This window comes from Caulobacter sp. (assembly GCF_039596335.1).
In the GTDB taxonomy this organism is placed as follows: domain Bacteria; phylum Pseudomonadota; class Alphaproteobacteria; order Caulobacterales; family Caulobacteraceae; genus Caulobacter.
The window spans coordinates 1-20,238 of record NZ_JBCNJZ010000009.1; the positions used below are offsets into that span (position 1 = coordinate 1).

Sequence of the window (20,238 nt, forward strand, 5' to 3'; positions counted from 1 at the left end):
CCGATGTCACCGGCATCATCAAGCTGAAGGAAGGCGTGGAAATGATCATGCCGGGCGACAACGCCGAGCTGGACGTCGAGCTGATCACCCCGATCGCCATGGACCAAGGCCTGCGCTTCGCCATCCGTGAAGGCGGCCGCACCGTCGGCGCCGGCGTCGTCGCCAAGATCATCGAGTAGTCTCGATCGATCTTAGCCTCGGCTGAGACATGCGAAGGCCCCGGAGAGCAATCTCCGGGGCCTTTTGCTATGGGTGCCTCCCCGCCACCCGCGCAAACGTGAACCGCTGACCGTCCGCCTCGAGCGTCCCGCTATCCGGACCGTCGAAGGTCACCACCGCGTCCTGTTCGACGACGAAGAAGCTCTGGGCCGCCGCCGGGATCAGCTTGAAGACCTGGTTCTTGCGGATCTCGATCGTCATCGCCGCGCCGCCGTCGCGGACGTCGAAGGTCCCCAGGCCCTTGATCTCGAACTCACCGGCGAAGCCGCGCTGGGCGTCCAGCGGCAGGGTGATGGCGGTGCGGGTGATCGGGCGCTGGTCGGGCCAGCCATAGGCCACGGCGATGCCGCGCAGGATGTCCTGGCCCAGCTGGTAGCCCTGGTCGCCATTGGTCAGGATCACCGCGCCGTCGCCGGTCTCCGGATGGCCGATCAGGGTGGCCTTGTAGCCGGCGTTGGAACCGTCGTGGAAGAAGGCCTGGTCCCGGCCCTCGCCGATGATCTTGAAGCCCAGGGCCCAGCCGGCCGGCTCCGGCGTCAGCATCGTCCGCGCGGTGGCGGCCGACAGCACCTCGCCCTGATCGCTGCCCGCAGACCGCTGCAGGTCGATGACGAAGCGCGCCAGGTCGTTGGCGGTCGTCCACAGGCCCGCCGCCGCCAATTCGGGATAGACGTGGGGACCGCCGGTGATCGGCCGGCCGGCGCCGTCATGGGCCAGGGCCACGTCGCGGGTTCCGGCCGGCAAGGGCTGGTCGTAGGTGCTGCGGGTCATGCCCAGCGGCCCGAACACCGCCTTGCGGGCGATGGCGGGGAAGGGCGCGCCGGCCGCGTCGATCATCGCCTGCTGGACGATCGTGTAGCCGCCGCCGGAATAGCGGTAGGCCGCGCCCACCGGGCTGTCGACGCGCACCGCCGCGGAATTGGCCGGCGCGGTTCCGTCCAGGATCTGCGGCGCGGTCGGCAGGGTCTCGCCCGCGGCATAGCCGGCGAAGCCGTGCACCGTGGTCCCGGCCGTGTGCGACAGCAGGCGGCGCAGGGTGACCGGATTGGCCTGGGTGAAGGCGTTGTCCGGCAGCCGCCAGGTCTTCAAGGCCGTGTTGATCGGCGCCTCCAGCGACAGGGTCCCGTCCTGCACCAGGCGCATGGCGGCGGCGGCCGCCACCGGCTTGCTGACCGAGCCGGCCTGGAACAGCGTGTCGGCCCCGATCGGCGCGCCGCCTGGGGTGACGACGCCATAGCCCTTGGCCCAGTCCAGCCGTCCGCCGCGCACCACGGCGATGGCCACGCCGGGCACGTTCATCGCCTTCATGGCGTCATCCAGCCGCCGGGCGGGGGAGGGCAGGCCGGCGATCACGACGGCGGGCAGCAGGCCGGTCTCGACGGCCTTCTGGCGATCGGCGGCCGTCTCGGCCTGGACCAGGGTGGGCGCGGCCATCAGCGCGCACATCAGGGCGCTCATCAGTGCGCCAGGGGCCAGGGTCGATAACTTCATGCGGGCGTCCTTCCAGTGGCATCGAACTTCGCCGTGGGCTCCACGCCCCGCAACATAAGGTTTGGTAACGTCCCGCACGGTCGCGCTATGTCGGCTGCCGCCTTGACGGCGACGCGGGAAAGGCCCAGCACCGACGTCGGGGTCTCGGGGGAAACGGGCGTTTGGACTGGCGGCGGAAGATCAACGGCAATCTGGGTGCGCGCTACGGCCTGGCGCTGACGGCGGCCGGCCTGGCCATCGTGGCCCGGTTCGGCCTGAACGATCTGCTGCCGGCGGGCTTTCCGTACCTGACCTTTTTCCCGGCCGTGGTGGTCTGCGCCTACTATCTGGGCCTGCGCCCGGCAATCCTGTGCGCGGCGCTCTGCGGCCTGGCCGCCTGGTACTGGTTCATCCCGCCGTTCGCCGCCTTCGCCCTCGGGCCGCCGGTGCTGTGGGCGCTGGGCTTCTACGCCTTCGTGGTGGCGGTCGACATCTTCTTCATCGACGGCATGCGCAAGGCCCTGGACCAGCTGGAGGACGAGCGCGAGCGCTATGCCCAGCTGGCCGAGAGCCGCGACCTTCTCTATCGCGAACTGCATCACCGGGTGAGCAACAACCTGCAGGTCGCCGGCGCCCTGCTACGCCTGCAAGGGCAAGGGATCGCCGATGCCGACGCCCGCCACGCCTTGTCCCAGGCCGGCGAGCGCATCGAGGTGATCGCCAAGATCCAGCGCGAGCTGCACGACCGCACCGGCGAGCCGGCCCCGTTCCGCGCCTTCGCCGAGGCCATCCTGTCCAGCGCCGCCTCGGCCGCCGGGGCGAGGGTGTCCCTGACCCTGGAGGGCGGCGAGGCGCCGCTACACTCGGACCAGGCCACGCCGGTGACGCTGGTCATGCTGGAGAGCTTCAACAACGCCTTGGAGCACGGCTTCGGCGAGACCGGCTCGGGCCGGGTGCGGGTGAGCCTGGACCAGTCGGGCGAGACCCACGTGCTGACCGTGCGGGATGACGGGGCGGGGCCGCCGGACGGCTTCGATCCGGCGACGTCCAAGAGCCTGGGCCTGAGGATCGTGCGCGCCATGGCCCAGCAGCTGGGCGGCCGCTTCGAGATGGCCCGCGAGGACGGCTGGACGGTGTGCCGGCTGAGCTATGTGGGGAAGGCGGACTAGGGGAATAGATGCTCCCCCGCGCTGCGGGGGAGCTGTCGCGGAGCGACTGAGGGGGCAAGCTGGACGTATGCCGCGTTAGCCCCCTCCGGCCCTCTGGGCCACCTCCCCCGCATCGCGGGGGAGGATCTTAAAGTCCTACAGCCGATCCACCGGCGCTGCGCCGCTCTCCGCTTCACGCGGCGTGGTCAGGCGGCCCAATTTCGGCTTCAGCCACATCTCGAAGTCGTCGATGATCTCGTAGACCACCGGCACCAGCACCAGCGACAGCACGGTCGAGGTGATCAGGCCGCCGATCACGGCCACGGCCATGGGTTGGCGGAACTCAGCGCCCTTGCCGATGCCCAGGGCGGTCGGCAGCATGCCGGCCATCATCGCCAGGGTGGTCATGATGATCGGGCGGGCGCGTTCGCGGCAGGCCTCGATGATGGCGTCGCGCTGGGACTTGCCGGCGCGCTCCTCCTCGATGGCGTACTCGACCAGCAGGATCGAGTTCTTGGCCGCCAAGCCCATCAGCATCAGGAAGCCGATCAGCGACGGCATCGACAGCGACTGGCCGGTGACGACCAGGGCGGCCAGGGCCCCCGAGATGGCCAGTGGCAGGGCCGACAGGATGGTGATGGGCTTGAAGAAGCTGCGGAACAGCAGGATCAGCACCCCGAACACCAGGCCGATGGCCGACAGCAGGGCGACGGCGAAGCCGGTGAACAGCTCGACGAAGGCCTCCTGGTCGCCGGCGGCGGCCAACTGCACCCCGGCGGGCAGCTTCTTCATGGTCGGGGTGTTGTTGACCTCGTTCAGGGCCTGGCCCAGCTGGGCGCCGCCCTGCAGGTCGGCCTCGACGGTCAGCTGACGCTTGCGGCCGAAGCGGTCGATCTTGGCCGGACCGGCCTCGAAGCTGACATCGGCGACGGTGTCCAGGCGGGTGAAACCGCCCGAGCTGGTCGGCAGCAGCAGGGCCTTGATCGCCTCCAGGTCGCCGCGGCTGTCGCGGGGCAGGCGCACGCGGATCGGCACCCGGCGCTCGCCCTGGGTCATCTTGGCGACGTTGGCGTCGATGTCGCCGACCGTGGCCACGCGAGCCACCGAGGCGATGTCGGCCGAGCTGACGCCCAGGCGCGCGGCCTCGTCGGCCTTGGGCCGGATCAGGATTTCCGGACCCGACGGCGGGCTGGACGGGCGCGGGTCGGCGACCGTCTTCAGCTTGCGCATGTCACGTTCCAGAGCCAGGGCGGCGCGCTCCAGCTGCTTGCCGTCCTCGGCGGTCAGGATCATCTGGACGTCGGCGGCGCCCCAGTCGCTCTGTAGGTTGACGCGGGCGTCGGGGATCTCGCGCAAGGACGCGCGGATCGCCTGCTTGATCTCGGTGACGGTCAGGTCGCGCTTGTCCTTCAGCACGATGGTGACCGTGGCGTCGCGGACGTCCGTGCCGCTCTGGCCGCCCCAGCCGCTGGCGATGTTCGAGCCGACCTGGGCGAAGACGTGGGCGGTCTCCTCGCGCGTCTCGAAGTTGCGGGTGACGGCCTGGATGGTGCGGTCCATGTCGGCGGGCGTCGAACCGGGCGGACCCTGGACCTTCAGATAGTAGAAGTTGGCGTTGCCCGGGGGCTGGAAGCCGACCGCCAGTACGCCGATCGAGGCCAGGAAGATCGCCCCGGCCAGCGAGGCGAAGGTGATCACCCCACCCAGGATGAAGCTGACGAACTTGTGGTCCAGCGCCCAGTCCAGCGACCGGCTGTAGAAGCGCGGCAGCGGCTTTTGCGGATGCGGGTTGGTGTTGGGCTTGAGGAAATAGGCGGCCAGCAGGGGCGTGAGGAAGCGCGCCACGACCAGCGAGAACAGCACCGCCACGGCGACGGTCAGGCCGAACTCCTTGAAGAACTGGCCGGGGATGCCGGGCATGTACGAGACGGGCACGAACACGGCGACGATCGAGAAGGTCGTGGCCACGACCGCCAAGCCGATGGCGTCGGCGCCCTCCATGGCCGCCTCATAGGGGCGCTGGCCGCGACTGACGCGTTTCTCGATGTTCTCGATCTCGACGATGGCGTCGTCCACCAGGATCCCGATGACCAGGGTCAGGGCCAGCAGGGTCACGACGTTCAGCGAGAAGCCGACCATCGACATGAAGGCGAAGGTCGGGATCAGCGACACTGGCATGGCGATGGCGGTGATCAGGGTGGCCCGCCACTCGCGCAGGAACAGGAACACCACCAGCGAGGCCAGCAACATGCCTTCCAGCAGGGTGTGCTCGGTGGCGGTGAAGCTGGCGCGGGTCTCGTCGACGACCGAGAAGATCTTGGTGAAGGTCACGCCCTTCTGCGACTCTTGCAGCTTGGCGATGGCCGCGACCACGCGGTCCTCGACCTGGACGTCGCTGCTTTCCTTGGTCTTCATCACCTGGAAGGCGACGACGGGCTTGCCGTCCAGGCGCGCGAAGCCGCGCTCCTCGCCGGCGCCCTGGCCGACCTCGGCGACGTCGGTCAGCTTCACATAGCGGCCGGCGCCAGTCGGGATGGTGATGGCGCGCAGTTCTTCCAGGGTCTGGGCGGCGCCCAGAACCCGCAGCGTCTGCTCGCGGCCGCCGACCAGGGCCCGACCGCCGGGGGCGTCCAGGCTGTAGTTGGCCAGGGCCTGGTTCAGCTGCGGCGCGGTGATCCCGAAGGCCGCCATGCGGTCCGGGTCGATGATGATGTTGATCTCGCGGCTGACCCCGCCGACACGGGCTACCTGGGCCACGCCCTTCTCGCCCTGCAGGGCGCGGGTGACGGTGTCGTCGATAAACCACGACAGGTCGGTGTTCGACATGCCCGGGGCCGACACCGCGTAGGTGATGATCGGGGCGCTGTCGATTTCCAGGCGGGTGACGGTGGGCTCGTCGACCTCGCGCGGCAGCTGCTGGCGCACCTGGTCGATCTTGGAGCGGACCTCGTCGGTGACCTTCTGCAGGTCCTCGCCCAGCTCGAACTCGATCGTGGTGGTCGAGGCGCCCTGGACCACGGACGAGCGGATCGTCTTGACGTTGGAGATGCTGGCCACCGCGTCCTCGACGGGGCGGGTGACTTGCGTCTCCAGCTCGCCGGGGGCCGCGCCGCTCTGGGTGACGGTGACGGTGACGGCCGGGAACGAGACGTCGGGGAACTGCTTCACCGGCAGGCCCAGATAGGCCCCGATGCCGGCGATCAGCAGGGCGATGAAGACGACCGCGACCGGGGTCGGGTTCTTGATCGCCCAGGCGGAGATCCGAAGCTGCGAGGACATCAGCGCGCCGCCTGCTGCTCGATCGGCTTGACCTTGTCGCCGTCCAGCGTGAAGGCGGCGGCGTTCAGCACGATGCGGGCGCCGGGCTGCGGGCCCTGCACCAGCTGCACCCAGCCGCCGCCGCGCTGGCCGGTTTTGATCTTGACCTGGCGGGCGCGGTTCTGGTCGTCGATGGTCACCACCGAGGCCCCTTCGGCGTCATAGCGGATGGCCGATTCCGGCACGGCCGTGACCGCCTGGCCCGACGAGCCGAACACGGCGCTGGCCATGCCGCCGGCCCGCAGGTCCTCGCGCAGCGGCAGTTGCACGCGGACGCGGCCAAGGCGGGTCTCGGCGTTGATCAAGGGGCTGACGATGCGGACATTGCCAGACACAGTCGCGCCGCCGGGCGCGGTGACCTGCACCGACTGGCCGACGCGGACGTTGGAGAGGTCGGCTTCGTTGACCTCGGCGTTCAGCTCGACCAGGCCGTCGCGGGCGATGCGGAACCACGGCGTGCTGCCGCCGGCCACGTCGCCGGGACGCACGGTGCGTTCGAGGACGCGGCCGCCGACCGGAGCGGTCACCGTCATGCGGCGATCGCGGGTCTGCAGCTCGGCCAGGGCCGCGCCCTGGGCTTTCGCCGTATAGCGGCGGCTCTCGATCTGCTCCTGGGACAGGATGCCCTGGCCGTCCAGGCCGGTGACGCGCTTGGCCTCGGCCTCGGCCTGGGCGGTGACGGCGGCCTGCTGGGCGATCTGGGCGCGCAGCAGGGTGTTGTCCAGCTGGGCCAGGGGCTGGCCGGCGCGGACCCAGGCGCCTTCCTCGACGAAGACGCGGCCGACGCGATAGCCGCTGAGCTCGGAGCCGACGGCGGCTTCTTCGCGCGGGATCAGCTGGCCCGAGGCCTTGAAGCCGCCGCCCAGGGCGCGGCTCTCGACACGGGTGACGCTGACCGTGCGGGCCTGCTCGGCGCCGGCGGCCGGCTTCTCGGCGGCGTCTTCCTTCTTGCCGCAAGCGGTAAGGCCAAAGGCGGCCGAGACCAGGGCGGTGGCGATCATCAAGGAGCGGGTCGTCATCGTAGCGGGTCTCATTGGGCGTTGGGCTTTGCGGGAATGGACTCGGGCGACCAGCCGCCGCCGAGCGCCTTGTAGGTCTGGACGGCGCGCTGCAGGGCCTGCGTCTGGGCCCCGGTCAGGGCCGTGCGGCTGCTGCGCCAGGACTGTTCGGCCTGCAGGGCCGTGGTCAGGTCGGTCAGGCCGGCGGCATAGCCCTTCCGGCTGGCCTCATAGGCGGCTGCGGCGCGGCGCTCGCCGGCCGCCAGCAGCACGACGCGGCGCTGGTCGGCGTCCTGCTGCACCAGGGCGTTCTCGGTCTCGCCGAACGCCTTCTGCACGGTCTGCTCATAGGTGACGGCGGCCTGCTCGACCCGGGCGCCCTGCGCCTTGATGTCGGACAGCAGCTTGGGGATGTTCAGCAGCGGGATCGACAGGTTGCCGCCCAGGCTCCAGGCCGAGCTGGTGGTCGACACCGTATCGCCCGGCGTCAGGAAGCTGGGGCTGATCTGCTTGGTGATGCCGATGCTGGGCGTCATGGTCAGGGTCGGAAACAGCGCCAGCTCGTTGACGTTCAGATTGCCCGAGGCCGAGGCCAGGCGCGCGGCGGCCTCACGGATGTCGGGGCGGCGGGCCAGCAGGGCGGCGGGCGCGCTGGCCGGGACCGGCGGAGCCTTGGCCAGCACCGGCTCGACCGGCAGGCTGGCCAGCGGATCCACGCCCTTGCCGACCAGGATCAGCAGGCTGCGGCGCGAGGCCTGCAGCTGGGCTTCCAGCTGGGCGACCTGGGCCTCGGCCTGGGCCAGATCGGCGGCGGTGCGCTCGCCTTCGGACTCGGCCGACAGACCGCGACGGCCCTTCTCGGCCGAGACGTCGTACAGGCTCTTGGAGATGCGGGCGTTCTGGCGGGCGTCTTCCAGCTGCACGGCGTAGCCGCGGGCCTCGAAATAGGACTGGGCGACATTGGCGGCCAAGGCGGCGCGGGCGCCCTCATAGGCGAAGCGGGCGGCGGCCAGGTCGTTGTCGACCACCTTGCGGGCGGCGCGGCGGCGGCCGATCAGGTCCAGCTCCCACGAGACGTCGAAATTGGCCGCATAGGTCTTGGTCACCCCGCCCAGGGTGAAGGCGCCCGAACCGCTCTGGTCGATGATGTCGGTCTTGGTGCGCGAGGCCGAGCCGACAACCGGGGTTTGCGGGATGTAGAGTTCGCGGATCTGGCCCTGGCGCACGGCGCGGGCCTCGTCCAGCCGGGCGGCGGCCAGGCGGGCGTCGGGGCTGTTGGCCAGGGCGGTCGTGACCAGGTCGTTCAGCACCGGATCGTCGAAGGTGGTCCACCACTGGTCCAGGGTCTGGGTCGCCAGCGGCGTCCCGGCCGGCGCCTGGTAGGCGGAGGGCAGGGGCACGTCGACCTTGGGTGCGGGCGTCGTGCAGGCCCCCAGGATCAGAGCCAGGCTCGAGACGGCCAGCAGCGGGGAGGCGCCGGTCTTGGCGAGACGCATGAATTCAAACCCGGTTAGTGCGGTCCGCCGGGGCGCCCTGGGCGACCGGCGTTTTTCGATGAGGCCGTTTTCCACTTAGGGGAGCGCGCGCCGGCAGGAAAGCCCTCATGCGCACGCTTTGGCGAAGCTTATGTTGCAACGCACCCAGATCTAGTCGGTTCAGATCCCATACCTGTCAGCAGGGTGTCGGTGCGGTTTCACGCCTGACGCACGCCCCGTCAGCGGTTGACGTCGCGGCAAAACATACCGCATCATCGAAACAGCTGTTCGACTCCTTGGGGTGAGCAGTGTCCCGCCGTTGGCGGGGAGGTGCGTAAGCGTTGCTTTTCAAGTGTCCGGCCCGGCGGAGACCAAGGCTTGTCGACCCTAGAAGACGCATCACCGAGTTTCGAAAACGAACGCTTCAGGCGGCGTGCCGGCCAGGCTGGCCGGGTGATGCTCTGTGTCCGGATTAACTGCGCTCGACCGGAACCTTGGGGGAAGGGGAGGGCGCCGCCCGACTGAACGAACATTCCGGCCCCGCGAAGACGGACGCCGGTCAAAAACAAACGAGGGAGGGAATTGCAGATGAACCGAACCAGCTTCCTGCGCGGGGGCTCCAGCCTCGCCTTGGCTATCGCGCTGACCAGTGGCGCGGCCCACGCCCAGCAGAGATCGAACGAGAGCTCGACCCAGGTCGAGGAGGTGGTGGTCACCGGCTCGTTCATCCGAGGCACGCCCGAGGACGCGGCCCTGCCGGTCGACGTGATCGGCGCCGAGGAACTGCAGAAGCGGGGTTCGCCCTCGACCGTCGAAATGCTCAAGGCCCTGTCCGTATCGAACGGGGTGCTGGGCGACACCAACCAGTTCGACAGCCGCGCCCAGGGCTCGGAAGGCTCGGGCTCGGTCAATCTGCGCGGCCTGGGCTCGCAGCGCACCTTGGTGCTGCTGAACGGCCGGCGCCTGGCGATCAACCCGCTGGCCGCGGCCGGCGCGGGCATCGTCGACACCAACATCATTCCCGCCGCCGCCATCGGCCGCCTGGAAGTGCTGAAGGACGGCGCGGCCGCCACCTACGGCTCGGACGCCATCGCCGGCGTCGTCAACTTCATCACCAAGAAGAACGTCAACGGTCTGGAGGTCGCGGGCGACTACCGGATCATCGACGGCTCGAACGGCGACTACGGGCTGAACGCCACCTGGGGCAAGACCTGGGACAACGGCAACATCCTGGTCAGCGCCGGCTGGCAGCACCGCTCCAAACTGTCGGTCGCCGAGCGCGACTGGGCCAGCACGCCCTATCTGACCAATCCCGAGGCCGGCTGGTCGGCGGCGGGCAATCCCTCGTCCTTCATCCCCCTGGCCAGCACGACCAGCGGCATGCGCGATCCGTCCTGCCAGGGGCTGGGCGGCTATCCGGGCTTCAGCGGCCTGACCCCGGTCTGCTACTGGCACTACACCCCGTTCGACAATCTGGTCGAAAAGTCCGACGCCGTGCAGATCTACGGCGAGATCAACGCGGACCTGTCGTCCAAGACCAGGTTCCACGCCGAGGTGCTGTACGCCCACACCGACGTGCCCGAGTGGAACACCTCGCCGTCCTATGCGGCCCTGGCCGTGCCGACCGCGGAAGTCGCACCGGCCGCCGCCCTGGCAGGGCGCTATTTCGTGCCGGCCAGCAACCCCGGCCTGATCGCCTTCATGGCCGCCAATCCGACGGTGCAGCTGACCAGCCTGGCCACCGGCGTCACCACGACCTCGCCCAGCGCGATCTTCGCCGGCGGGGCCCTGAACGTCGCCAACCGGCCGTTCGGCATCGGCGGCAATCCCAAGTTCGGCTACGGCCCCTCGATCGGCTCGCGGGCGTTCGACGCCTTCCGCGTCTCGGCCGACCTGAAGGGCGAGTTCGACAACGGCATCGGCTGGGAAATGGCCCTGACCTACAGCCAAGAGGTCGGCATCCGCACCGGCTACGACACGCTGGTCAACCGCTTCGCCCTGGCCCTGCAAGGCCTGGGCGGCCCCACCTGCGACACCAATCCGTCGCTGCCGGGCATCCAGGGCACGCCCGGCGTCGGCGGGTGCATGTATTACAACCCCTTCGCCAGCGCGATCCCCAGCAACGCCATCACCGGCGCCAGCAATCCCGGCTACAATCCGTCCCTGGCCAACAACAAGGACCTGGTCGACTGGTTCTTCAGGAAGCTGTCGACCAAGCAGTCCTCGCGCCTGTTCGTCGGCGAGGCCGTGCTGAACGGCAAGACCAACATCAGCCTGCCGGGCGGCGACATCGCCTGGGCGGCCGGCGTCCAGTACCGCCGCAGCTTCTTCAAGGCCGACTACAACGACATCAGCAACGCCCTGATCAATCCGTGCGTCAACACGCCGGACTTCGGGGTGACCACCTGCACCGGCTCGGCCCGCAACGGCCCCTTCATGTTCCTGGGCGTCGGCACGCCGTCGGATAACCAGAGCGACGTGATGGCGGGCTTTGGCGAACTGTCGCTGCCGATCACCGAGACTGTCCAGGCCCAGCTGGCCGCCCGCTACGAAAGCTATGGAGGCTCGATCGGCTCGACCTTCAATCCCAAGGCCTCGATCCGCTGGCAGGCCACGCCGTGGATGGCCCTGCGCGCCTCGGCCGGTTCGACCTTCCGCGGTCCGCCGGACCCGCTGACCACCACCACCTCGGTGACCTCGCTGCAGGGCATCCTGGGCGTGTTCCGCGCCGTCGACATCTTCAGCAATCCGGACCTGAAGCCGGAAAAGGCCAAGACCTACAATTTCGGCCTGCTGTTCAACGTCGGCGACTTCAAGGCCAGCGTCGACTACTTCATGTTCGACTTCGACAACCCGATCGTCGCCGAGCCGGTCGCGGGCATCACCAACGCGCTGTATCCGAACGGCGCGGCGGGCGCGAACAACTGCGCCAATCCGGCCTATGCGGCCCTGGTGGCGCGCTTCACCTTCAACGGCGCTTGCGGCACGCCCACCACCAGCATCGCGCGCCTGAAGACCTTCTACGTCAACGGCGCGGGCGTGAAGAACTCGGGCTTCGACTTCAACGCCGAGTACCGCTTCCGCGAGGTGATCGGCGGCGACCTGACCCTGGGCGCCACCGCCACCTACGTCCAGAAGTACGAGGTCGGCGAAAGCCAGGTCGAGGGTGTCACGGTCGAGAAGGCTTTCGACGCCGTGGGCCTGCTGAACTACCAGACCACCGTCGTGCCGATCCCGCAGTGGAAGGGCGACGTCTTCGCCGAATGGAACACCGGGCCGCACAACCTGCGCCTCTCGGTCCACTATATCGACGGCTATACCGACCAGCGCATCGCCCCGTTCGCGACCAACGCCTACAAGGACACCACCGGCGCGGGCGTGACGGTCAGCGCGGGCAAGCAGATCAAGAAGCAGGTGCTGACCAACCTGGCCTATCGCGTCTTCCTGCCCTGGGACACGACGGCGACGATCGCGGTCACCAACGTCTTCGACAAGGACCCGTCCTACGCCCGCCTGGACCTGGGCTACGACCCGTTCACCGGCGATCCGCTGGGCCGGACCTACAAGTTCGGCCTGCGGAAGAAGTTCTAGGCTCCCTCCCGAAGGAAAGCTGGCGGCGCGCTCGGAAGAGTGCGCCGCCTTCGTTCATGGCGACTACAGCGTCGCCATGTCGATCACGAAGCGGTAGCGCACGTCGCTCTTGTGCATTCGCTTGTAGGCCTCGTTGATCTGGTCGATCGAGATGGTCTCGATGTCAGCGACGATGTTGTGCTGGCCGCAGAAGTCCAGCATCTCCTGGGTTTCCTTGATCGAGCCGATCATCGAGCCGGCCAGGGTGCGGCGGCCGGGGATCAGGGCGAAGGCGTTCAGCGACACCGACTCTTCGGGCGCGCCGACCAGCACCATGCTCCCGTCCACCTTCAGCAGGTTCAGGTAGGCGCCCCAGTCCAGCCCGGCCGAAACCGTGCAGATCAGCAGGTCGAACGCGCCGGCCAGGGTCTTGAAGGTCGCCGCGTCGCTGGTGGCGTAGTAGTGGTCCGCGCCCATCTTCAGACCGTCGGCCTGCTTGGACAGGGTCTGGCTCAGCACCGTGACCTCGGCGCCCATGGCGTGGGCCAGCTTGACGCCCATGTGGCCAAGGCCGCCCAGGCCCAGGATGGCGACCTTCTTGCCGGGGCCGGCGTTCCAGTGGCGCAGCGGCGAGTACAGGGTGATGCCGGCGCACAGCAGTGGGGCGGCGGCGTCCAAGGCCAGGTTGTCGGGGATCGACAGGACATAGCCTTCCTTGACCACCATGTGGTCGGAATAGCCGCCGTAGGTGGGCAGGTCCGAGCCCGGCTGGGCGCTGCTGTAGGTCTGGACCAGGCCCGGCATGTACTGCTCGCGGTCCAGGTCGCGGGTGGCGCAGCCGATGCAGCTGTCGACGAAGCAGCCGACGCCCACCCGGTCGCCTTCCTTGAACTTGGTGACGTTGGCCCCGACCGCGGTGACCACGCCGGTGATCTCGTGGCCCGGCACGATCGGGTAGACGCTCATGCCCCAGCCGTTGTCGACCATGTGGATGTCGGAGTGGCAGACGCCGCAGTGCTTGATGGCGATGACGACGTCGTCGGCGTTGGGTTCGCGGCGGTCGAAGGTGAAGGGCGCGAGCGGCGCGCCGGCGGCGGGCGCCGCATAGCCTTTGGCAGTGGCCATCGGGATGTTCCTTGAAGCTTGGGAGGCCCGCGATCGGGGAGGACCGGGACGAGGCGATACTTGCCATGCCCGGGACGGCGGCGTTACGCCGATCCTGCAAAGCTCTTGCACGATCCTGCAAAGGCAGCGGTCGCCAGTTTCGCGCCTGCACTCGGCGGTCTAGAAGGACGACGCCTCCAAAGCCTGGAAAACCAAGACCTTGAACGATCCCGCCACCGCTGGCGTCTACGCCGAGATCGCCGCCATCGTCGCCCGTTACGCCAGCGAGGAGGGAACCCACTCGCCGATCGACGGCCTGTTCATCGTCCGGCGCACCTCGCCGACCCTGCCGCTGCACGCCCACCAATGGCCGTCGTTCTGGCTGGTGGCGCAGGGCCGCAAGTGCGTGACGGTCGGCGACGAGGAGCTGCACTACGGGGTCGGCGACTGCCTGCTGGTGGCGCTGGACATGCCAGTGACCTCGCAGATCACCGAGGCCTCGGAGGCGCGGCCGCACCTGTGTGTGGGCGTGGCGATCAATCCGGCCCGGTTGGCCGACCTGATGGGCCGCCTGCCTGAGGCGGCCAGCGCCGCGCCCGACGGCGTGCGCGGGGTGGGGGTCAATCCGGCCTCGCCCGAGCTGCTGGACGCCACGCTGCGGCTGTTGCGCCTGCTCGACCGGCCGCAGGACGTGGCCGCCGTGGCTCCGCTGATCGAGCAGGAGATCCTGTATCGCCTGCTGAGCGGACCGCAGGGCGCGCGCCTCTTGCACATAGCCGGCGCCGAGGGACAAGGGCGTCGCGTGACCCGCGCCGTGGCCTGGCTGCGGGAGCACTTCGCCCAGCCGTTGCGCATCGAGGCCTTGGCCGAGCACGTGGGCATGAGCGAGAGCTCGCTGCACCACCACTTCAAGGCCGTCACCAACATGACGCCGATGCAGTACCAGAAGCAGCTGCGGCTCTACGAGGCGCGCCGCCTGATGCTGGCGGGCCTGGACGTCGGCGCGGCCGGCTTCGAAGTCGGCTACCAGAGCCCCTCGCAGTTCAGCCGCGAATACCGCCGCCTCTACGGCCAACCGCCCGCCAAGGACATCGAGACGATGCGCACGCCGATGGCGGCGGAGTAGAAATGCTCTTCTAGGTGGAGTTTGCCTGCCTTAAGACCATCAAATGGCGCTGCTCTATCAACCCCGGCCGGGTGAAGTCGTCATGTGCGACTTTCATGGCTATGTCGTGCCGGAGATGGTCAAGCGGCGACCCGTCGTTGTTCTGGCGCGCAATCGCCAGAATCGCCAACTCGTCACCATCGTTCCACTCTCGACGACACGGCCCGATCCTCTTGGGGCGCAGCATCATCAACTGGCTCAAAGTCCGTTGCCCAATGCGACCGAGACCGTCTGCTGGGCCAAGTGCGACATGGTGGCGACAGTCAGTCTCTCGCGGCTGGATCGCTGCAAGGCGGGGCGGGGGAGATATGTCGTGCCCGTACTGCCTGTCGCTGACCTGGCGGCGATCCGCGCAGCGGTTGCAATCGCGTTGGGAGTGCCTTAAATTGAGGCTGTTCCCATAAGGGACTTGCGAGCCTACCTTCACGGGTAGCCGGTGCGGCATCAGACGATGACAAGTCTTGCCGTTTCCGCGAATAGGGCCGGGAAACCGGCCCTTTGTCATTCCAGCGGCCTAGATGAAGTCCAGCATGCTGGGCGGGCCCGCCAGGGTCCCGTTGGCGTTGAACATCTCGGCCAGCTTGTCGCTGGCGGCCTGCAGCTCGACCATCTTGGAATAGACGGCCGGGGTCCAGCCGGCGGCGTCGCGTTCCTCGACCGTCATGCCGGCATAGCGGGTGATCATGGCCATGCCGAAGCCCGCCGAGCCCTCGTCGCCGGACGACTGGTAGCCGGCCTTGATCGCGGCGCTGTCGCGCTGGCGGATCTCGGTCTTGGCCTTGGCGATCTCGTGACCCGAGAACTGCTCGTCTTTGTTCAGGGCGATGGCCGACAGCGAGCGGTCGTCGAAGCGGCGGAAGTCGATCTCGCCGCCGTCCGCGCTGGTGGCCATGCCGGGCGAGACGGCCAGCTCGTACTGCTTGTCGAGGGCGGCGCGGACGTCGGTGGCGACCTTGCCGAACTCGCGGGTCTTGGCGCCGGCCACGACGCTGCCGGTTTGCGCCATGTAGGCGGCGACGGGGTCATTGGCGATGCCGGCCGGGGCCAGGCCCGGGCGGGCGATGGCCTGCTTGCGACCCTCGACCAGCGCCTCGCGCTGCTGGCTCCAGGCGGCGGTGGTCTTTTCCTCCGGGCCGGCGGCGTCCAGGCGGTCGAGCGCGGTCTGGTAGAGGCTGGCATAGTCACCGGTCAGCCGGGCCTGGGCGGCGGGGCCGGCCAGGACCTGGTCGGCCTGGCTCTTCAGGGCGAGGGCCGCGACGACCTGCTGTGACATGGGAAAGGCGCCGCCCTGGTTGCTGGCCACGGCGTAGAGGGTGCGACGGTCCTGACCCGAGAGATCGATCGTGGCGTTGCCGTCCTTCAGCGCGTCCTTGGCCCCGGCCGCCTTCAGGCGCGCGGTGATCTGGGCCTTGGCCTCGGAGACGACGGTCTCGATGGTGCGCGAGTCGGTCTGGGCCTTCAGCGCCGCCTGGGCCGCGGCCGACAGGGTGACGTTGACCGCCGGGGTGTTGATGGTCGGGCTCTGGTCGCGCGGCGCGCCGTAGCCGGTGGCCTGGTTGGCGCGCTGCGCCGCCGTCTGCCCGGCGGTCAGGCCGGGGGCGTAGGTCGACGAATACGGGTTGATCGTCGTCATGACGCGGGGACTCGAAGCGAATCAGACGCTTACAAGCTAGCAGCCGCCTCCGCGGGGCGACACCCTATGGTTAATAGGTCGCAACCTTTGGGCGTCGCGCCCTAGTTCAGCACGCCCGTCAGCAGCGGCTTGGCGAACAGTTGGGCCGCCTCGTCCTGCTCGAGGCCGGGGACCCAGGCGCCCAGCGAGGCCGCCGCGTTCAGCATCGAATTGATCATGTGGGCGGCGATGCTGGGGTCGATCGGGCGGATCGAGCCGTCCGCAATACCGTCCGAAATGATCGAGGCGAACCGCTGCCAGCCGCGCATGTAGCCGTCGGCCATTTCGCTGCGCAGGGGCTCGGGCAGGGCGCCCAGCGACGAGGCCCGCAGCAGCGGCCCGTGCTCGGACAGCTGGTAGCTGGTCAGGCCGGCGGCGGTGGAGACCAGCTGGGTCCAGCAGTCGGCCTGCAAGGCGCGCGCATCCAGCTGCGAGCGGCGGGTGACGGTGAAGGTGCGCTCGAAGCACTCGGCGACCAGGGCGTCCTTGTCCTCGTGGTGGTGGTAGAACGAGCCCTTGGTGACGTTCAGCGCCGCCGAGATCTCCTCGACCGAGGCCCCGCGATAGCCGCGTTGATTGATCAGTCGGGTGGCGGCGACCAGGAAGGTCTCGCGCCATTCCAGGCCCTCGGCTCCGGGGCCGTCGTCCGACGCCGGGGTCGGGTCGGGCAGTAGCTGCGGGGCCCAGGCGCGGCCGTCGGCGTGCAGGCCGTTCAGCAGGATGTCGCCCATGCGGTCGCGCACCCGGCCATAGTCCTCGATGTCGTAGCGGCGCAGCCAGCGGCCGGACCAGAACACCTGCTCCATCAGCAGGTGGGCGCGCGCCGTGCGCTGGCGCTTGTCCAGATGGCCCAGCGACGGGTCGTCGAAGAAGGTCCGCACCCGGCGGAAGAGGTCGGTGAACGCCCCGCCGACGGACTCGCGCAGGGGCTCCTTCAGCGCCTTGACCTCGGTGAAGCTGGTAAGCGGCGTGGCCTCGCCCAGGCGGACGCGGCGGTTGAGGTCGAGATACAGGTCCAGGAACTTCAGGATCCGCGCGGCGGGCGAGCCCTCGGCGGCGGCCTCCTCGACCATGGCCTCGAAGCGCTCCAGCCCGCGCATGAAGCAGGCGGCGGCCAGGTCGTCCTTCTTGCGGTAGTAGTAGGTGACGCTGGTGGTGTTCAGGCCCACCGCCGCGGCGACGTCGGCCAGGGTCATGCCGCGCACACCCTGACGGTTCAGGATCCCCGTGGCCGCAGCCAGGATGGTCTCCTTCTTGCGGGCGTAACGCGCCGTGGCCGCACCCGCGATCCGACCGTCATCCATCGAACAGAACCCCTGACGCGTCCGTCGCGCCGAATGGCCGAACGCTCATACCCGATTTAGGCTTTTCGAGGGGCGGCCGAAAGGCGCCCCTCGGCCGTCGAACGGCAATATCCGGCCTGAGAGGCCCAAATCTGTCAGGATTATCGCGCTCCGCTCACGGACGAGCGGGCGGCTTGGCCATTTCGGCCTCGACGATGGCCAGGAAGCGCTGGCCCAGCTCGCCGCCGGTCGCGGTCTCGACGGTCTCCAGCACCACGATGTCGGAGGTCAGCAGGTCCTGGGTCAGGCCGTCGGCCGGGATCAGGGCCGCGCCGCTCTTGTGGTACTCGATCGGGGCCAGGGTCACGTAACCGTAGTTGCGGGCGCGATGGACCAGTTCGTTCTGGTTCAGGAACAGCGACAGCTGGTCCATGAAGCTGTCATTGACCGCCGTCAGGGTCAGCTTGCCCTCGCCGGGCGCGGCCAGGGGCTGGGGCGTCACGGCCGGGGTCTTCCAGGCGCGGGGCGGGCGGCGCAGGTTCAGCAGGGCCGACAGGTCGCGGTCCGGGCCGATCTCGTCGGGACCGGCGGCGACGCTCCAGGTCAGTTTCGGGATCGACGGATCCTGGCGGCGCAGGGCGTCGGTCACGGCGTCGCCGGCCAGGGCCACGCCCAGCTGGTTCCAGTGGATGCCGTTGCGGGGGAAGAGCTCGTACTCGACCTTGCCGCGGTGGGCTTCCAGCACCGCGCGACCGTCCACCCAATGGACGCCGGCCGCGTCGAAGGCGCTGCGGGCGGCCGGATAGAGGACGTCGCGCTTGTTCGTGGGGCAGGGATAGCTGGCCGGCACCAGGTCGGGCAGCCAGGTCGTCTTCACCGGGGCCAGCACGTAGACGAATGTCTGGCCGCGGGCGGCGAACCAGTCCTGGACCCTGCGCACGCGGGCGGCGAAGGCGGGCAGGCTGGCGGGATCGACCGGCGTGATGATCCCGCAGTGGGCCAGGATGTAGCTCTCCTCGAACAGCGCCCCCTTGCGGCCGCGGATGATCGAGCCGGACGCCATGTACGACGTGCCGAAGGTGTTCCACTGCCACTGGTTATAGGCGCGCACGATCTGCGGACGCGGCGGCAGGCTGGCGGCGGCGTTGGCCTCGGTGGCCTTCTGGTACTCGCCGCTCCACAGGGCGGCCAGCGACAGGGGCGGGCGCTCGGGCGGCAGCTGCATGCCCTGCAGCGGCGCTGGCTCGGGCAGGCGGGTCTTGATCAGGGGCGAGGCGCCCATGAGGCCCAGGCCGGCCAGAACCGTCAGGGCCAGGATCCTCGGCGTCCAGGTGAGCAGCGTGCGCATGGTCAGAACCGGAAGTAGAGGAAGGGGTTGAACGTCGTCGTCAGCGCCTTGGCGATGGCCAGGCCGCCCAGGGCGACGATGAAGACGGCGGCGCCGGCGCGGACAGCGGGGCGGCTGGCGCCGACCTCGACGACGCGGCGGACGAGCGGGGTGGCGGCGATCAGCGCCCCGCCCAGGCCGATGACGATGGCGGCCAGCTCATGGCTGCGCAGGGCGACGAAGCGGCCGTCCAGCCCCGGCGAGGCCATGGCCGCCAGCATCGCGCCCAGTTGCGGCAGGTCGTGGGCGCGGAAGATGGTCCAGCCGATGGCGACCAGGACCAGCACGCCGGCCGCGCGCAGCGGCGAGGGCAGCTTTTCGGTCCACTTCCACCAGCTCTGGCGGTCCAGCACCATGAACGCCCCGTGCCAGGCGCCCCACAGCACGAAGGTCCAGGCTGCCCCGTGCCACAGGCCCGACAGCAGGAAGCAGAGCCACAGGTTCAGATAGGTCCGGGCCTGGCCGTGCCGGTTGCCGCCCAGCGGGATGTACAGATAGCTGCGGATCCAGGTGGTCAGCGAGATGTGCCAGCGCTTCCAGAACTCGGTGAAGCTGACCGCGCCATAGGGGTGGGCGAAGTTTTCGCGCAGCTTGAAGCCGAACATCCGCGCCAGACCCAGGGCCATGTCCGAATAGCCGGCGAAGTCGAAATAGATCTGGGCGGTGAAGGCGATCACCCCGATCCAGGCGCCGGTAAAGCCCGGGGTGGCGCCGGCCGGATCGAAGGCGCGGTCCACGACCTGGGCGCAGACGTCGGCGATCAGCACCTTGCGGGCCAGGCCCCACAGGAAGCGCAGGAAGCCCCAGGTCCGGTCGTCCCAATCGGCCTGGCGGTTGCGCAGGGCGTCGTCGATCTCGTGATACTTGATGATCGGGCCGGCCAGCACCTTGGGGAAGAAGAACACGAACAAGAGGTAGTCGCGGAAGGTGCGGGCCGTGCGGCTCTCGCCCCGGCGCAGGTCCACGAGGTAGGTGATCTTCTCGAAGACGATGAACGACACGCCCAGCGGCAGGGCCAGGTTCAGGTGGGGCAGGGGTCCCAGCACCGGCTCGACCGTGCCGATGAAGAAGTCGGCGTACTTGTAGACGAACAGCAGCAGCAGGTTGGCCGACACGCCCAGGGCCAGCCAGCGGCCTCCCTCGGGGCCGGGCTTCACCACCTTGGGGCCCAGCAGATAGTCCAGCACCGCCGAGGCCAGCACCACCAGCACCGCCGCCGGCTCGCCCCAGGCATAGAACAGCACGCTGGCGACCAGCAGCACCGCGTTCTTCAGGACCTTCGGCGCCAGGAAGTAGAGCAGCAGCGCCGGCGGCAGCACGAAGAACAGGAACAGCGGCGACGAGAACAGCATACTTCCCCCAGGCGACGCATCGTCGGCCCCAACCTTGGGCAGGAGGGTTAGCGAGCTTGCCGCGCTTTGAACAGAGG

General features: G+C 69.2%; 12 protein-coding genes and 2 pseudogenes. 5 read left to right on the forward strand and 9 right to left on the reverse strand.

Going from position 1 to position 20,238, the window contains the following annotated elements; genetic code table 11:
• Window positions 1-179, forward strand: a pseudogene (gene tuf / locus ABDW31_RS18880) (elongation factor Tu); the annotation flags it as partial.
• A gap of 67 nt (window positions 180-246) precedes the next feature.
• Here the strand turns inward: tuf and ABDW31_RS18885 are convergent.
• Window positions 247-1,710: a serine hydrolase domain-containing protein gene (locus ABDW31_RS18885; RefSeq protein WP_343699426.1), complete on the reverse strand. Its 1,464-nt coding sequence runs from the start codon at window positions 1,708-1,710 to the stop codon at window positions 247-249.
• 191 nt (window positions 1,711-1,901) lie between these two features.
• On the opposite strand from ABDW31_RS18885, the gene ABDW31_RS18890 reads away from it, so the two are divergent.
• Window positions 1,902-2,858: a histidine kinase dimerization/phosphoacceptor domain -containing protein gene (locus ABDW31_RS18890; protein WP_343699469.1), complete on the forward strand. Its 957-nt coding sequence runs from the start codon at window positions 1,902-1,904 to the stop codon at window positions 2,856-2,858.
• 135 nt (window positions 2,859-2,993) lie between these two features.
• Here the strand turns inward: ABDW31_RS18890 and ABDW31_RS18895 are convergent, their stop codons facing one another.
• From ABDW31_RS18895 to ABDW31_RS18905, 3 genes are read right to left on the reverse strand one after another with little or no spacing between them, the layout of a single operon-like run.
• Window positions 2,994-6,116, reverse strand: coding sequence for an efflux RND transporter permease subunit (locus ABDW31_RS18895; RefSeq protein WP_184722321.1), 3,123 nt, complete (start codon window positions 6,114-6,116; stop codon window positions 2,994-2,996).
• Window positions 6,116-7,174 (reverse strand): efflux RND transporter periplasmic adaptor subunit, encoded by a 1,059-nt coding sequence (locus ABDW31_RS18900; protein ID WP_184722317.1) that lies wholly within the window; start codon window positions 7,172-7,174, stop codon window positions 6,116-6,118. The genes ABDW31_RS18895 and ABDW31_RS18900 overlap by 1 nt, the downstream gene beginning before the upstream one ends.
• A gap of 11 nt (window positions 7,175-7,185) precedes the next feature.
• The gene (locus tag ABDW31_RS18905) at window positions 7,186-8,649 is read right to left on the reverse strand and encodes a TolC family protein (protein WP_184722314.1); all 1,464 of its coding nucleotides are present in this window, start codon (window positions 8,647-8,649) and stop codon (window positions 7,186-7,188) included.
• A gap of 163 nt (window positions 8,650-8,812) precedes the next feature.
• Between ABDW31_RS18905 and ABDW31_RS18910 the strand changes: the two are divergent.
• Window positions 8,813-12,219, forward strand: a pseudogene (locus tag ABDW31_RS18910) (TonB-dependent receptor).
• 63 nt (window positions 12,220-12,282) lie between these two features.
• Here ABDW31_RS18910 and ABDW31_RS18915 read toward each other — a convergent pair.
• A complete protein-coding gene (locus tag ABDW31_RS18915) occupies window positions 12,283-13,323 on the reverse strand; it encodes an NAD(P)-dependent alcohol dehydrogenase (protein WP_184722308.1) in 1,041 nt (346 codons plus the stop codon).
• Window positions 13,324-13,522: 199 nt separating this feature from the next.
• On the opposite strand from ABDW31_RS18915, the gene ABDW31_RS18920 reads away from it, so the two are divergent.
• Entirely contained in the window at window positions 13,523-14,428 is a 906-nt protein-coding gene (locus ABDW31_RS18920) for an AraC family transcriptional regulator (RefSeq protein WP_184722305.1), read from the forward strand.
• 43 nt (window positions 14,429-14,471) lie between these two features.
• The gene (locus ABDW31_RS18925) at window positions 14,472-14,852 is read left to right on the forward strand and encodes a type II toxin-antitoxin system PemK/MazF family toxin (protein ID WP_184722303.1); all 381 of its coding nucleotides are present in this window, start codon (window positions 14,472-14,474) and stop codon (window positions 14,850-14,852) included.
• 129 nt (window positions 14,853-14,981) lie between these two features.
• Here the strand turns inward: ABDW31_RS18925 and ABDW31_RS18930 are convergent, their stop codons facing one another.
• The 4 genes from ABDW31_RS18930 to ABDW31_RS18945 all read right to left on the reverse strand — a co-directional run bounded on the left by ABDW31_RS18930 (window position 14,982) and on the right by ABDW31_RS18945 (window position 20,161).
• Window positions 14,982-16,100, reverse strand: coding sequence for a hypothetical protein (locus ABDW31_RS18930; RefSeq protein WP_184722300.1), 1,119 nt, complete (start codon window positions 16,098-16,100; stop codon window positions 14,982-14,984).
• A gap of 101 nt (window positions 16,101-16,201) precedes the next feature.
• Window positions 16,202-17,443, reverse strand: coding sequence for a TetR/AcrR family transcriptional regulator (locus tag ABDW31_RS18935; RefSeq protein WP_184722296.1), 1,242 nt, complete (start codon window positions 17,441-17,443; stop codon window positions 16,202-16,204).
• Window positions 17,444-17,597: 154 nt separating this feature from the next.
• Window positions 17,598-18,770: a hypothetical protein gene (locus ABDW31_RS18940; RefSeq protein ID WP_184722293.1), complete on the reverse strand. Its 1,173-nt coding sequence runs from the start codon at window positions 18,768-18,770 to the stop codon at window positions 17,598-17,600.
• Window positions 18,771-18,772: 2 nt separating this feature from the next.
• On the reverse strand, window positions 18,773-20,161 hold the full coding sequence (locus ABDW31_RS18945) for an MBOAT family protein (protein ID WP_184722290.1): 1,389 nt from the start codon (window positions 20,159-20,161) through the stop codon (window positions 18,773-18,775).
• Window positions 20,162-20,238: the final 77 nt, after the last annotated feature.